The sequence below is a fragment of the Sulfuritalea sp. genome, from assembly GCF_031426875.1.
Lineage (GTDB): Bacteria > Pseudomonadota > Gammaproteobacteria > Burkholderiales > Rhodocyclaceae > Sulfuritalea.
Genome location: NZ_JASJPC010000003.1, coordinates 1 through 12,873, shown reverse-complemented (window position 1 = coordinate 12,873; position 12,873 = coordinate 1). Strand labels below are relative to the sequence as shown.

Here is a 12,873-nt window from a genome sequence, read left to right as displayed (position 1 = left end):
CCTGGTCAGAGGACGATTCCGGCTTCGCGCATGGCTGCGCGCAGGCGTTCATGGAAGTCCGGTGATAAAGGCATCATCGGCAAACGGATGCCGCCGCCGATCAGTCCCAACTGCTGTACGGCCCACTTCACCGGAATCGGGTTGGCTTCGTGAAACAGGTTGCGATGCAGACCAAGCAGGCGGAAATTGGCCTCCCGCGCCGTCGCCAGATCGCCCGTGATTGCCGCGGCGCACATCTGGTGCATCAAACGCGGCGCGACATTCGCCGTAACCGAGATGGAGCCCTTGCCACCCAGCAACATCAAGGCAATGGCCGTGGCGTCGTCGCCGCTATAGACACTGAAGCCAGCCGGCGCGCGCTGCAACAGATCGCTACCGCGCTCGATATTGGCGGTGGCATCCTTGATGCCGACGATTCCGGGCACCCGCGCCAGGCGCAATGTCGTATCGTTGCTCAGATCGGCGACGGTACGTCCCGGCACGTTGTAGAGAATCAGCGGCAAATCGACCGCCTCGGCAATCGCCTTGAAATGCCTGAAAAGCCCTTCCTGCGTCGGCTTGTTGTAGTAAGGCACGACCGACAGGTGGGCGTCGGCGCCGGCCGACTTGGCGAAATGCGCCAGTTCGATCGCTTCCGCGGTGGAATTGGCGCCGGTGCCGGCGATCACCGGGATGCGCCCGGCGACGTGCCGCACGGTTGTCTCGATCAGCGCGCAATGCTCTTCGTAATTGACCGTCGGCGATTCGCCCGTGGTGCCGACGACGACAACAGCGTCGGAGCCCTCGTCGATATGCCAGTCGAGCAGGCGCTGCAGGCCTGGCAGGTCGAGCGAACCGTCGTCCTGCATCGGCGTGAGTATGGCGGGAATGGAACCTTGTATGGTCTTCATGAACGTATCCGAAACTGCATGCCGCAAGCGGCTGCCAGGTAAGTGCAAAAAAGAATGAATTCTAACTGATGGCCATCCTGCGGCGCACCCTGCAAAACCAGCTTACAAATCAGCCAGCACCTTGATGTGGGTGGTAACGCTGCGCGCCAGTGCGGAAAGCACGTAGCCGCCCTCCAGCAAGGACACGATGCGCCCCTTGGAGAACTCGCCGGCGACCTGCTTGATCTGTTCGGTGACCCAGGCATAGTCGGATTCGACCAGGCCCAGCGACGCCATGTCATCCTCGTAATGCGCATCGAAGCCCGCCGAGACGAAGATCATTTCCGGCCGGAATTCACGCAACCGAGGCAGCCATATGTCGTAGACCACCTGGCGGAACTCTTCGCCGCGGGTTCCCGCCGGCAGCGGAACGTTGCACATGTTGGCTGCCGGATTCTCGGTTCCGCAATACGGGTAGAACGGATGCTGAAAAATTCCCGTCATCAGCACCCGCGGGTCGCCGGCAAAGATGTCCTCGGTACCGTTACCGTGATGCACGTCGAAATCGACGATCGCCACGCGCGAAAGCCCCCACACCTCAAGTGCGTGGCGCGCGGCGACGGCGACGTTGTTGAAGAAGCAGAAACCCATCGCCTTCGCCCGCTCGGCGTGATGGCCGGGCGGACGCACGGCACAGAAAGCGTTCTGCACTTGTCCGCGCATCACCAGATCGGTGGCGTAGCAGCCCGCTCCGGCTGAACGCAGGGCCGCCTGCAGGGTGCCCGGCGACATCGCGGTATCGGGATCCAGATGGACGATGCCGTGGGCCGGGCTGCTCTCATGCACGTGGTCTACGTAGGAACGTGCATGCACGCGCAACAACTGATCCATCTCCGCCAGCGGTGCATCGTGGAACTGCAGGTAGACATCGAGCCCGGACGCGATCAGGCGATCGCTGATGGCACCGAGGCGATCCGGGCATTCCGGATGGTGGGCGCCCATGTCGTGCTGCCAGCAGTCGCGATGGGAAATAAAGGCGGTAATTGTCATGACGGGCGTCTTGGCTGATGACTTACAATGAAGCGCAAAAACATATTATCCATCAAAGTCTGCGCAAAACCCCGACCCCATGCGACTCCCCGAACTCGAAGCCGTCCTGGCAGATATCAACCGCATCATCCTCGGCAAGGAACGGCCGATCCGACTCTCCGTAGCCTGCTTGCTGGCGCGCGGCCACCTGCTGATCGAGGATTTACCGGGGGTAGGCAAGACCACCCTGGCCCATGTGCTGGCACGCGTGCTGGGCCTGGATTTTCAGCGCATCCAGTTCACCAGCGACATGCTGCCGGCGGACATTCTCGGCGTTTCGATCTTCGACCGGGGCAGCGGCGCATTCCATTTTCATCCGGGACCGATCTTCACCCAGGTCGTGCTGGCCGACGAGATCAACCGCGCCACACCCAAGGCGCAGAGTGCCTTGCTGGAAGCCATGGAAGAGCGGCAGGTGACGGCGGAGGGAGAGACCCGTGCCCTGCCCCAGCCGTTCTTCGTCATCGCCACACAGAACCCGACACACCAGATCGGCACCTTCCCGCTGCCCGAATCCCAGCTCGACCGCTTCCTGCTCAAGATCGAACTCGGCTATCCCGATGCCGCCGCAGAACGCGAGTTGCTTGCCGGTGCCGATCGTCATGAAATGGTCGCCAACCTGGGCCCGCGCATAGCGCCGCAGCAACTGATCGATCTGCAGAACAAGGTGCGTGCGGTGCATGCCTCCGCCGCCCTGATCGATTACGTGCAGGCGCTGGCCGCACACACCCGTACCACGCCGCGCTGGCAGGCCGGTTTGTCGCCGCGCGCCTGCCTCGCGCTGCTGGCGGTGGCGCGCGCCTGGGCTTTGCTCGAAGGCCGCGACCATGTACTGCCGGAAGACGTGCAGGCCGTGCTGCCCGGAGTCATCTCGCATCGGCTGAGGCCCGCCGACGACGTCGCCCACACCGATTCCAACGCGGTTGCTGCCGCTCTCATCGAAGCCGTGCCGCTGCCCTAAGCGCCTGCGGGAATAATCCCTGATGCTCGCCGCCTTGCGCCACCGGATGCACGAAACATTCGTCCGCTGGGCCTTGCGGGTGCGCCCGCCCGAGCCGGCGCCGATCATCCTCACCCAGCGCCGCGTCTATGTCCTGCCGACGCGGGCCGGACTGGCCTACGCCACCGCGCTGGGGGTCATCCTGCTCGGCGCGATGAACTACAACCTGAGCCTCGGTCACGCGCTGGTGTTTCTCCTGGCCGGACTGGGCGTCGTCACCATACTCCACACCTTTCGCAATCTTGCCCTGCTCGAAATCCGGCCCGGCCGCTGCGAGCCGGTATTCGTCGGCGATGTGGCCCGGTTTGCACTGATCCTGAAAAGCCAGCGCCCCGATGCCCGCACCAGCCTGCGTTTGTTCGTCAACGCCGATGCGCCGCTCGAAGTCGATGTCGGGCCGCATGCGAGCACGCTGGCCACCCTGGGTGTCGCCGCCACAAAACGCGGCTGGCTGCCCATGCCGCGCGCCACCATCGAAACCACCTGGCCGCTGGGGCTGGTGCGGGCCTGGAGCTATGCCGTTCCCGATTTCAACTGCCTGGTCTATCCGGCCCCGGCCGCGACGGCGCCCCCGCTGCCCTGGGGCGGCGAGGCGGCGCGAGGCTCGACCAGGGACGGCCGCGGCGCGGATGATTTTTCCGGCCTGCGCAAGCACCAGGTGGCCGATGCGCCGCGCCATGTCGCGTGGAAGGCCGTCGCCCGGCAGCAGGATGGACCGCTGCTGACCAAACTGTTCTCGGGTGCGAGCGCACAACAGATCTGGCTGGACTGGAATACCCTGCCCGACGCGATCGCCAGCGAACAGCGGCTGGCCATCCTCGCCCGCTGGATGCTCGATGCCGATGCCGCCGGTCTGGCCTGGGGCTTGCGGCTGCCCGCGCTGCAGCTGGCCCCGGACAACGGCCCGGAACAACTTGCCGCCGGCCTGCGGGCGCTGGCGCTGTACCAGGATGGCAAGGGCTAACCGTCCCGTCAGCGGCCGCCAGGCGTGGTGGCTGCTGGCCACGGCCCTTGCCGCCAGCGCGCCGCTGGCGCAGCAGGTGCCGCTGTGGCTTTCGCTTGCCGCGACAAGCGCGTTCGCCTGGCGCGCCGCGCTGACCTGGCGCCAGTGGCACTTGCCGCCGCGCTGGCTGCTGGTCCTGCTGGTGATGGCGGGTACGGTCGGCGTCTTCCTGCAATACCGCACCATCATGGGTCGCACGCCAGGCATCGCCCTGCTGGTGATGTTTCTGGCGCTGAAACTGCTTGAACTGCGCGCGGCGCGCGATGCCGTGGCGACTGCACTGCTGTGCTACTTCCTGGTCCTCGGCCAGTTCCTGTTCACCCAGACGATAGCCACGGCCTTGCTGGCCGGCCTGACGGTACTGATCACCACCGCCGCCCTGCTGGCCGCCAGCGATGACCGCCCGCAACCGCAGCAACAGCTGCGGCGTGCCGCATTGATGCTGGCGCAGGCGATGCCTTTCATGCTGTTGCTGTTCGTCTTGTTTCCGCGCGTGCAGGGGCCGCTCTGGGGCCTGCCGCAGGACCGCTTTTCGGCCGTCTCGGGTTTGTCCGACACCATGGCGCCCGGCACCATCGCCCAGCTCTCGCAGTCGGATGCGATAGCCTTCCGGGTGCGCTTCCAGGGCGCGGTACCGGCACAATCGCAGCTTTACTGGCGCGGCCCGGTGATGCCTGCGTTCGACGGACGCAGCTGGCGGGTTACGCAAACCCGGGGCGCCTATCCGGCAGTTCCATACTCCGGATCGGGAACCCCGGTGGACTACGAAGTGACCCTGGAGCCGCACGGAAAATTCTGGCTGTTTGCGCTGGAAATGCCGGCCACCTTGCCGGCGGACAGCGCCTTGACCATCGACTACCAGCCGATCGCCCGCCAGGCGGTGCGCAATCGCCTGCGCTATACGCAAAGCGCCTGGCCCGAGGCGATCGCCGGCGAGAAGGAATCTCCCGCCGTGTTGCGTGCGGCGCTGGCCCTGCCGAAGGCCGGCAATCCCCGCACCCGCGCCATCGGTGCCGCCTGGCGCGCCCAGCACGGCGACGATGGTGCGGCCATCCTGGCCGCGGCGGAGAACCTGTTCAACCAGCAGCTCTTGATCTACACCCTGAATCCATCGCTGCTGGGCGCCGATATGGTCGATGAGTTTCTGTTCGATACCAAGCGCGGCTTTTGCGAGCACTTCGCCGCCGCCTTCGTTTTCAGCTTGCGCACCGCGGGCGTCCCGGCCAGAGTGGTGGCCGGCTATCAGGGCGGCGAAGTCAATCCCGTGGACGGTTATCTGGAGGTGCGCCAGTACGACGCCCACGCCTGGGCCGAAGCCTGGATTGCCGGGCGCGGCTGGGTGCGTATCGACCCGACGGCGATTTCCGCGCCGAGCCGCATCAACAGCAATCTGGCCGCGGCCATTCCCGCCGGCGAAGGCCTGCCCCTCCTGGCCCGCGCCGCCTGGCTCAAGGACTTGCGCTACCGGCTGGATGCGGTGACCAACGGCTGGAATCAATGGGTGCTCGGCTACAACCCGCAGCGCCAGCGCGACCTGCTGGCCAGCCTCGGCATGAGCGCGCCGGACTGGCGCAGCATGACCGCGGTGCTGTCGGTTCTGTGCGGTGCGGTCATGCTCGGGCTGACCGCCTGGATACTGCGCAATCGCCTGCGCGTCGATCCCGCCCTGGCGGCATGGCGGCGCTTCACCCACCGCCTGGCCAAGCGCGGCATTGCCTGGCAATCCTGGGAGGGACCGCTGGCCTTTGCCGAACGCGCCGCAGCCAAGGCGCCGCTCCATGCGGCGGGAATTCGCGAGATCGCCATGCTGTATGCAGGCCTGCGCTACGGTCCCGCGCCGCAGGGCAGCGACCTGGAGCGGCTCAAGCGCCGCATCGCCGCATTCAAGCCATGAGGCGTCTGCTTCTCCTCATCGTGCTGGCCGTCTTCAGCGCGCAGCCGCGCGCCGGGACTTACGCGCAACGCGCCGATGTGCAAGCCTTCGTCGAGCACATGCGCCAGCAACACGGCTTCGATGCCGATGCGCTCGGCGGGCTGTTCCGCCGGACCCAGCCGATCGCCGCCGTGATAAAGGCCATCATGCCGCCCAAGGATCCCGGCGTGCGCTCCTGGCAGGCCTACCGCGGGCGCTTTGTCGAGCCGAAACGCATCGCCGCGGGGCGGCACTTCATGCATCTCCATGCCGCGCAACTGGCCGCCGCCGAAACGCGCTTCGGCGTGCCGGCCGAGATCATCGCCGCCATCATCGGCATCGAAACTTTCTACGGCAAACAGCCGGGCCGCTTCGAAACCTTTGCCGCGCTGACCACCCTGGCCTTCGACTACCCGCCACGGGCCGAGCTGTTTCGCCGCGAGCTCGAAGAACTGCTGCTGTTGGCGCGCGAGGAAAACCGCAGCCCGCTGTCCTACACCGGTTCCTACGCCGGCGCCCTGGGCCTGCCGCAGTTCCTGCCATCCTCCCGCCGCCGCTTCGCCATCGATTTCGACGATGACGGCCGCATCGATCTGGATGCCAGCCCGGCCGACGCCATCGGCAGCGTCGCGAATTTTCTAGCCGGCCACGGCTGGGAACACGAGACGCCGATCGCCGTCGTCGTCGGTATCGCCGGCGACGGCGTGCAGGCGCTGATCGACGAGGGTATCGCGCCGCAACGCGCGCCGCGGCAGATGGCCACGGCCAATGTGCGACTGACAAGAGTTGGCGCTGACGACACGGCGACGGACGCCGCCGGCGAGGCGTTTCCCGACCGGCCGGCGGCCCTGATCGATCTGATCACGCCCAACGCGGCCACCGAGTACCGCCTCGGCTTTCGCAACTTCTACGTGATCACGCGCTACAACCGCAGCAGCTTCTACGCGGCAGCCGTCATGGACCTGGCGACCGCACTGCTGACGTCAAAGTAGCGCATCGGGCGTCAGTCCGTCGCGGGCGATGCGTTTCCTCAGCTTGGACAGGGCTTCCATCTGGATCTGCCGCACGCGTTCGCGCGTCAGGCCCAGGTCGCCGGCGATGACTTCGAGCGTCGTCGCGTCGTTGCCGCCCAGGCCGTAGCGGCGCTCGACGACCAGGCGCTGGCGCTCGGTGAGCTGTGCCACCCAGTCCGCCACCAGCAACTCGGCCTCGTGCTGTGCCAGATGGGCGACTGGATCTTCGGTCGCCTCGTCGGCTATCGAATCGGACATCGACAAGTCGGGATCGATGTCGAGCGGCGAATCGAGCGAGGCGGAGCGTTCGTTGAGCAGCAGCAACTGGCGGATTTCCGCGACGGGACGATCCAGCAGGCGGGCCACGCCTTCCAGCATGGCGCCGGGCGTCTCGTCGTCCGCGCCGCGCTCGCGATCAAGCCTGCGCATGGCGCGCAAAACGATATTGAGCTCCTTGATCACGTAGATCGGCAGGCGCACGGTGCGCGACTGGTTCATGATCGCGCGCTCGACGTTTTGCCGGATCCACCAGGTGGCGTAGGTCGAAAAACGAAAGCCGCGCTCCGGATCGAATTTTTCCAGCGCGTGGATCAGGCCCAGGTTGCCTTCCTCGATCAAGTCGTCGAGCGGCAGGCCGCGGTGCAGGTAGTGGCGGGCGATACTGACCACCAGCCGCAGATTGGCCTCGATCATGTGCTGACGCGCCAGGAAATCGCCGGCGCGCACGGCACGCGCCAGCTTGATTTCCTCGGCGGCGGTCAACAGCGGCGTCGCGCCGATCTCGTGCAGGTAGAACTGGGTGATGTCTTCGATGAAGCCGGATTCGTGCGAATCCGCAATCGCCTCGGCGGCCGAGGCGGCGTCGGCGGCGTCGCGTTCCGGAAGCAGGGCGTCGTCGTTCATCGGCCCTCAGCGCGCCGGAAGAAACTTCTGCGGATCGGCCGGTTTGCCCTGGCGGCGAATTTCGAAATGCAGGCGCGGGCTTTCGGTATCGGTGCTGCCCATCTCGGCAATCTTCTGGCCGCGGGCGACGGTATCCTTTTCCTTGACCAGCAGTTTGCTGTTGTGGGCATACACCGAGAGATAAGTCGCGTTGTGGCGCAATACCACCAGGTTGCCATAACCGCGCAAACCCGCACCGGCATAGGAGACAACGCCGCCGGCCGCCGCCAGCACGGGATCGCCGGCCTTGCCGGCGATATCGACCCCCTTGCTGCTGCCTTCGGTAAACGCAGTGATCAGCTTGCCGTTGGCCGGCCACATCCAATCCACCTCGTCGCCGGTGATGGCCGACTTCTCGGCAGGTTTGGGTTCCGTCGGTCGCAGTTCGGGTTTGACTTCCGCCGGCGCTCCGGCTTTCTCTGCCTGCTGCGCCTTGGCCAGCGCCGCATCGGACCAGGCCAGCTTGCCGCCCTTGGGCTCGCGCTTCAGGCTTGCGCTGTTGCTGCCGCCAGTCGTTGCGCCCGTCGCCGGCTTGACCTCGATCGGCGCGCTGGAAGTCACCGGCTTCGCCACCGCGACCGGCGCGGCATTGTCCGGCGGCGTGACGCGCAGCTGCTGGCCGATCTTGAGCACATTGGGATTGTCGAGATTGTTCCAGGCCGCCACATCCTTGTGATCCTGGCCTTGATCGAGCGCGATGCTGTAAAGCGTGTCGCCCTTCTTGACCGTGTGATAACGGACGCCGGGATCGCTTGCCGCCGCCGGTTCAGCCGGCCGCGCCGCTGCCGGCGCCGCGCCGCGCTCCTCGACCGGCGCGGGCGCATGGCTGGCGCAGCCGCCGAGGACAGGCAGCAGCACAGCCAGAATCAGGCGTCTAGAGATCATTCGACTCCCGGCAACAACGGCACGAAGCGCACCGCGTCAAATCTGGTTTCGACAAAGCCGCTTGCGCTGCGCTCGACCAGGCTGATCACCTGTTCGGCGCTGCCCAGCGGCATGATCAGCCGCCCTCCCGGCGCCAGCTGCGCCAGCAGAGTCTGCGGTACCGCGGCCGCGGCCGCGGCCAATATGATGGTATCAAAGGGCGCCGCTTCCGGCAGCCCGAGATTGCCGTCGGCGTGTTTCAGGCGAATATGCGACAGCTTGATCTGCTTCAGGTTGTCGCGTGCCCGCGCCAGGAGCGGCGCAATGCGCTCCACCGCGAATACCTGCTTCGACAGCACGCCCAGAATCGCCGCCTGATAGCCGCAGCCGGCGCCGATCTCCAGCGTCTTGCCCAACTCGCGACCGGCGATCAGCAGTTCGATCATGCGCGCCACCACGTAAGGCTGCGAGATGGTCTGGCCGAATCCCAGGGGCAGCGCCGTGTCGTCGTAAGCGCGATTCGCCAGCGCCTGCTCGATGAAAATATGGCGTGGCACCAGTCCCATGGCATGCAGCACGCGCGCATCGCCTATGCCCTGCGCGCGCAGGCGCTCGACCATGCGCGTCCGGGTGCGCTGCGAGGTCATGCCGATGCCGGTCAGCGCGGCGGTATTCATCGGTCCGGCGTCAGCCAGTTGCGCACGCTGGCCATTTGCGCGGCATGGGTGAGATCGATTTGCAGCGGCGTGACCGACACCCAGCCATGCTCCACGGCGTAGAAATCCGTGCCTTCGCCGGCGTCCGCCGCGGGACCGGCAGCGCCGATCCAGTACAGCGTCTCGCCGCGCGGACTGACCGATTTCACGGCCGGCTCGGCCTTGTGGCGGCGTCCCAGGCGCGTGACCTGGATGCCGCGCAATTCCTCATAGGGCAGGTCCGGCACGTTGACATTGAGCAGCACAGGTTCGGCAAACGGCGTCGCGCAGAAGCGCTGCACCAGTTCGCGCGCCACGCGGCCGGCGGTGTCGAAATGCTTGCCCGCAAAACTGCCCAGCGAGATCGCGATCGACGGCACGCCGAGCAGATAGCCTTCGGTCGCCGCGGCCACGGTACCGGAGTAGATCGTGTCGTCGCCCATGTTGGCGCCCAGATTGATGCCCGACACCACCATGTCCGGCTGGTGATCCAGCACGCCGGTGACCGCCAGATGCACGCAATCCGACGGTGTGCCGCTGACGTACATGTAGCCATTGGCCGCACGGCGCAGGTGCATCGGACGGTCCAGCGTCAATGAATTGCTGGCACCGCTGCGGTTGAGTTCCGGCGCCACCACCGTAATCTGGCCGAGATCGCCGAGGCTGGTCGCAAGCTGGGCGAGCCCCGGCGCGAAATAGCCGTCGTCGTTGCTGAGCAGGATGCGCATGAGGGTCAGAGCCGGAGTGATAAAAATCCAGCGCATATTTTAGCTTATCGCGGCATGCGTCCTAAGGCTGGAACAGAAAGGGACTATGGCGCCAAGCCGCCTGGCTGCAAAAGCGCGTCGAATGCACGACCGGCAGGCGGCGCGAGGTAGGATTGCCCACCATGCAAATCGTGCTCCACCACACCGCCACCGCCATCCCGGATGAGGACTGGGCTCTGCTCGACCACGGCGATGATCCGTTCGCCAGCCGCGCCTTCCTCGGCACGGCCGAGAAAGTTGGCGCTGGCGCCACGGCGATGGGCTGGCAGGCCCGGCATCTGGCGCTGTACGAGGGCAAGCTGCTGCTCGGTCTGCTGCCGCTGTATCTGCGCAGCCATTCCTTCGGCGACTTCTCGCGCGACTGGAACTGGGCATCGGCCTGGCAGCGCGCCGGACTCGACTACTACCCCAAGCTGGTCAGCGGCATGCCCTACACGCCTTCGCCGGGCCCGCGCCTGCTGGTGCGGCGTGGCCTGGCACGGGACACCGTGGCGCCGGCACTGATCGAGGCGGCGCTTGACGTCACGCGCCAACTCGGCGCGTCGTCCTGGCAATGCCTGTTCGTCGAAGAGGAGGATCGCGCCCGACTGGCCGCGGCCGGTCTGCTGATGCGGCGTGGCGTGCAATTCCACTGGTTCAATCGGGGCTACCGCGATTTCGACGACTTCCTCGCCGGCTTCACCGCCGACAAGCGCAAGAAACTCAAACGCGAACGCCGCGCCGTCGCCGAGTCCGGCCTGCGCCTGGAAGCCAGGCATGGCGACGAAATCGATGCCGAACTCTGGCGGGCGATCCACCGCCAGTATCGCGACACCTTTGCCCGCTACGGCAACCACCCGGCATTCCCGCTGGAATTCTTCATCGAGGCCGGCGCCCTGCTCGCCAAGCGGCTGGTCGTCTTCGTAGCCTTTCACGGACAGACCCCGGTGGCCTCGGCCATCTGCTACCGCGATGCCGACACGCTGTATGGCCGCCATTGGGGCAGCGAAATCGAATTGCCCGGCCTGCATTTCGAGCTGTGCTACTACCAGGGCATCGACTACTGCATCCGCCACGGCCTGCAAAGCTTCGAGCCCGGCGCGCAGGGCGAGCACAAACTCGCCCGCGGCTTCGAACCGGTCGCCACCTGGTCGGCGTTCTGGATCGCCCATCCCGGCATGCGCCGCGCAGTGGCCGACTTCATCGTCCGCGAAGACTCGGCGATGCAGGACTACGAAGCGGAAACCGCGAACCACCTGCCCTTCAAGCAGGCGGGCTGAACGCGGCCATCGAAAGCCTCAGTGATTACCCGAGGCGACAGCGAACATCCGTTCATTGCGCCGTTTGCGCGCCTCATCCACGGTCAGTCCGACCAGACTCTCGGGCGGCAAGGGCACGTCCCAGTGCTGCTGGAACAAATCCATGTCCTCGCCGGTATCGAGGTGGGCACGGTAAACCTTCTCCTGCCAGGTCGGGGCGTTGGGCAGGGCAACCAGTTCGACGGATTCGATGCGCATGGAAGTTTCCTCTTGAGGCTTGGGTTTTCCATCATCCTGCGCCCCCGGCCGGTACCCCGTAATCCGGAAATTGAGCGGGAATCGCCCCCTGTTTCCGCTTCCCATACAGCCCGAATCGCGATCAAGACAAGAGTTGGCGCTGGCAGTACGGCGCGACTTGGACCCGCTAGTCCTTGCGCCGTGCGGAAACAGGCTTTTCGCGCAGCGGATCAAGCAGGCTCGTCAGTCCGTTGTGGTCAAGCTCATGCATCAGCGCCAGCAGGCGACCGATCTCGCCCGGCGGGAAGCCTTCGCGGGCAAACCAGTTCAGGTAGTTTCCGGGCAGATCGGCTATCAGTCGCCCCTTGTGCTTGCCGAAGGGCATGGTTCGGGTGACCAGCAGCTCCAGGAGTTCCGCGCCCGCCATCAGGCCTCAGCCGGCACCGGGAACCAGTATCGGGAACAGGCCGCGCAAGCCCGTAGCCATCATTTCCACCGCCATCGCCGCGAGGATGAAGCCGCCGACGCGCTCGACGACATCCAGCGTCGCCTGGCGAATTCTCCGGTGTGCCCGCGCCGCGACGCGAAAGGTCACCCAGCAGGAGATGCCCACGATGAATATCGGCAGGACCACATGGATCAAGTCGGCGTAGTCGTGCCAAGCGCTGTTGCCCATGACATAACTGAATGCCGCCGGACCGGCCAGCAGCGGCACCGCCAGCGGCACGATCGAGGCATTGCCGGCTTCATGGCCGTCGATGACCGGCGGCGAACCCTTGAAGCTGGTTTCCTTGCCCAGCACCATGGCGATCGCCAGCAGCAGCACGATGACGCCGCCGCCCACCTGCATTGCGCCCAGCGTGACGCCGAGCAGGCCCAGCAGCGGCATGCCGAGAAAGGTGGCGACCAGCAAGGCGACCGTGACGCTGATCGCGATGGTGCGCGCAAAGCGGGCTTTCCCGGCGGAATCCAGACCGGCCGCCGCGGCGAGGAAGATCGGGATCATCGAGACCGGCCCCACCAAGGCGAACAGCGCGACGGCTTTTTTCAGCGTGAGGGCGATGACGACAAGCATGGCCGCAAGCTTACCTCAAGGGCTCGGGCAGCCGCGGCGATCGCGGCCGCAAATGGAAAAAGGGTTTCCGGCGATTAACCGGAAACCCTTGGTATTACTGGTCGGGGCGGCGGGATTCGAACTCGCGACCCCTTGCACCCCATGCAAGTGCGCTACCAGGCTGCGCTAC

The 12,873-nt window shown here is 66.0% G+C and carries 14 protein-coding genes; 5 read left to right on the top strand and 9 right to left on the bottom strand.

The annotated features are described in order from the left end of the window. Positions 1–5: 5 nt before the first annotated feature. On the bottom strand, positions 6–890 hold the full coding sequence (gene dapA, locus RMO95_RS01005) for a 4-hydroxy-tetrahydrodipicolinate synthase (protein WP_310448720.1): 885 nt from the start codon (positions 888–890) through the stop codon (positions 6–8). A gap of 102 nt (positions 891–992) precedes the next feature. Next, a complete protein-coding gene (locus tag RMO95_RS01000; protein WP_409574916.1) occupies positions 993–1,871 on the bottom strand; it encodes a histone deacetylase family protein in 879 nt (292 codons plus the stop codon). Between the two features lie 127 nt (positions 1,872–1,998). Here RMO95_RS01000 and RMO95_RS00995 point away from each other — a divergent pair, with 127 nt between their 5' ends. Genes RMO95_RS00995 through mltB form a run of 4 tightly spaced genes read left to right on the top strand, consistent with a single transcriptional unit; the run spans position 1,999 to position 6,865 of the window. Then, a complete protein-coding gene (locus tag RMO95_RS00995) occupies positions 1,999–2,919 on the top strand; it encodes a MoxR family ATPase (protein WP_310448718.1) in 921 nt (306 codons plus the stop codon). 22 nt (positions 2,920–2,941) lie between these two features. Next, on the top strand, positions 2,942–3,922 hold the full coding sequence (locus tag RMO95_RS00990) for a DUF58 domain-containing protein (protein WP_310448717.1): 981 nt from the start codon (positions 2,942–2,944) through the stop codon (positions 3,920–3,922). Continuing rightward, entirely contained in the window at positions 3,909–5,855 is a 1,947-nt protein-coding gene (locus RMO95_RS00985) for a DUF3488 and transglutaminase-like domain-containing protein (RefSeq protein ID WP_310448716.1), read from the top strand. Before RMO95_RS00990 ends, RMO95_RS00985 begins: the two co-directional genes overlap by 14 nt. Further along, complete coding sequence (gene mltB, locus RMO95_RS00980) at positions 5,852–6,865, top strand: lytic murein transglycosylase B (protein ID WP_310448715.1); 1,014 nt, start codon at positions 5,852–5,854, stop codon at positions 6,863–6,865. The genes RMO95_RS00985 and mltB overlap by 4 nt, the downstream gene beginning before the upstream one ends. Here the strand turns inward: mltB and rpoS are convergent. Genes rpoS through surE form a run of 4 tightly spaced genes read right to left on the bottom strand, consistent with a single transcriptional unit; the run spans position 6,857 to position 10,115 of the window. Then, positions 6,857–7,789: an RNA polymerase sigma factor RpoS gene (rpoS, locus tag RMO95_RS00975; RefSeq protein ID WP_310448714.1), complete on the bottom strand. Its 933-nt coding sequence runs from the start codon at positions 7,787–7,789 to the stop codon at positions 6,857–6,859. The two genes, mltB and rpoS, sit on opposite strands and share 9 nt — an antisense overlap. A 6-nt stretch (positions 7,790–7,795) precedes the next feature. Then, positions 7,796–8,713, bottom strand: a complete 918-nt coding sequence (locus tag RMO95_RS00970) for a peptidoglycan DD-metalloendopeptidase family protein (RefSeq protein ID WP_310448713.1) — start codon at positions 8,711–8,713, stop codon at positions 7,796–7,798. After that, the gene (locus RMO95_RS00965) at positions 8,710–9,369 is read right to left on the bottom strand and encodes a protein-L-isoaspartate(D-aspartate) O-methyltransferase (protein WP_310448712.1); all 660 of its coding nucleotides are present in this window, start codon (positions 9,367–9,369) and stop codon (positions 8,710–8,712) included. The genes RMO95_RS00970 and RMO95_RS00965 overlap by 4 nt, the downstream gene beginning before the upstream one ends. Then, positions 9,366–10,115 carry a 5'/3'-nucleotidase SurE gene (surE, locus tag RMO95_RS00960; RefSeq protein WP_310448884.1) on the bottom strand — a complete coding sequence of 250 codons (750 nt, stop codon included), beginning with the start codon at positions 10,113–10,115 and terminating at the stop codon, positions 9,366–9,368. Before surE ends, RMO95_RS00965 begins: the two co-directional genes overlap by 4 nt. A gap of 161 nt (positions 10,116–10,276) precedes the next feature. Between surE and RMO95_RS00955 the strand changes: the two genes are divergently transcribed. Then, entirely contained in the window at positions 10,277–11,413 is a 1,137-nt protein-coding gene (locus tag RMO95_RS00955; protein WP_310448711.1) for a GNAT family N-acetyltransferase, read from the top strand. Between the two features lie 18 nt (positions 11,414–11,431). Here RMO95_RS00955 and RMO95_RS00950 read toward each other — a convergent pair whose 3' ends face one another. The 3 genes from RMO95_RS00950 to RMO95_RS00940 all read right to left on the bottom strand — a co-directional run bounded on the left by RMO95_RS00950 (position 11,432) and on the right by RMO95_RS00940 (position 12,704). Further along, complete coding sequence (locus RMO95_RS00950; RefSeq protein WP_310448710.1) at positions 11,432–11,650, bottom strand: hypothetical protein; 219 nt, start codon at positions 11,648–11,650, stop codon at positions 11,432–11,434. Positions 11,651–11,816: 166 nt separating this feature from the next. Next, positions 11,817–12,056, bottom strand: a complete 240-nt coding sequence (locus RMO95_RS00945; RefSeq protein WP_310448709.1) for a DUF3820 family protein — start codon at positions 12,054–12,056, stop codon at positions 11,817–11,819. A gap of 6 nt (positions 12,057–12,062) precedes the next feature. Continuing rightward, complete coding sequence (locus RMO95_RS00940; RefSeq protein ID WP_310448708.1) at positions 12,063–12,704, bottom strand: MarC family protein; 642 nt, start codon at positions 12,702–12,704, stop codon at positions 12,063–12,065. Positions 12,705–12,873 lie beyond the last annotated feature (169 nt).

What these genes read in the sequence shown, in the direction of transcription:
- dapA (WP_310448720.1), bottom strand. Translation starts at nt 890, where the DNA reads ATGAAGACCATACAAGGTTCCATTCCCGCCATACTCACGCCGATGCAG.
- RMO95_RS01000 (WP_409574916.1), bottom strand. Translation starts at nt 1,871, where the DNA reads ATGGGCGCCCACCATCCGGAATGCCCGGATCGCCTCGGTGCCATCAGC.
- RMO95_RS00995 (WP_310448718.1), top strand. Translation starts at nt 1,999, where the DNA reads ATGCGACTCCCCGAACTCGAAGCCGTCCTGGCAGATATCAACCGCATC.
- RMO95_RS00990 (WP_310448717.1), top strand. Translation starts at nt 2,942, where the DNA reads ATGCTCGCCGCCTTGCGCCACCGGATGCACGAAACATTCGTCCGCTGG.
- RMO95_RS00985 (WP_310448716.1), top strand. Translation starts at nt 3,909, where the DNA reads ATGGCAAGGGCTAACCGTCCCGTCAGCGGCCGCCAGGCGTGGTGGCTG.
- mltB (WP_310448715.1), top strand. Translation starts at nt 5,852, where the DNA reads ATGAGGCGTCTGCTTCTCCTCATCGTGCTGGCCGTCTTCAGCGCGCAG.
- rpoS (WP_310448714.1), bottom strand. Translation starts at nt 7,789, where the DNA reads ATGAACGACGACGCCCTGCTTCCGGAACGCGACGCCGCCGACGCCGCC.
- RMO95_RS00970 (WP_310448713.1), bottom strand. Translation starts at nt 8,713, where the DNA reads ATGATCTCTAGACGCCTGATTCTGGCTGTGCTGCTGCCTGTCCTCGGC.
- RMO95_RS00965 (WP_310448712.1), bottom strand. Translation starts at nt 9,369, where the DNA reads ATGAATACCGCCGCGCTGACCGGCATCGGCATGACCTCGCAGCGCACC.
- surE (WP_310448884.1), bottom strand. Translation starts at nt 10,115, where the DNA reads ATGCGCATCCTGCTCAGCAACGACGACGGCTATTTCGCGCCGGGGCTC.
- RMO95_RS00955 (WP_310448711.1), top strand. Translation starts at nt 10,277, where the DNA reads ATGCAAATCGTGCTCCACCACACCGCCACCGCCATCCCGGATGAGGAC.
- RMO95_RS00950 (WP_310448710.1), bottom strand. Translation starts at nt 11,650, where the DNA reads ATGCGCATCGAATCCGTCGAACTGGTTGCCCTGCCCAACGCCCCGACC.
- RMO95_RS00945 (WP_310448709.1), bottom strand. Translation starts at nt 12,056, where the DNA reads ATGGCGGGCGCGGAACTCCTGGAGCTGCTGGTCACCCGAACCATGCCC.
- RMO95_RS00940 (WP_310448708.1), bottom strand. Translation starts at nt 12,704, where the DNA reads ATGCTTGTCGTCATCGCCCTCACGCTGAAAAAAGCCGTCGCGCTGTTC.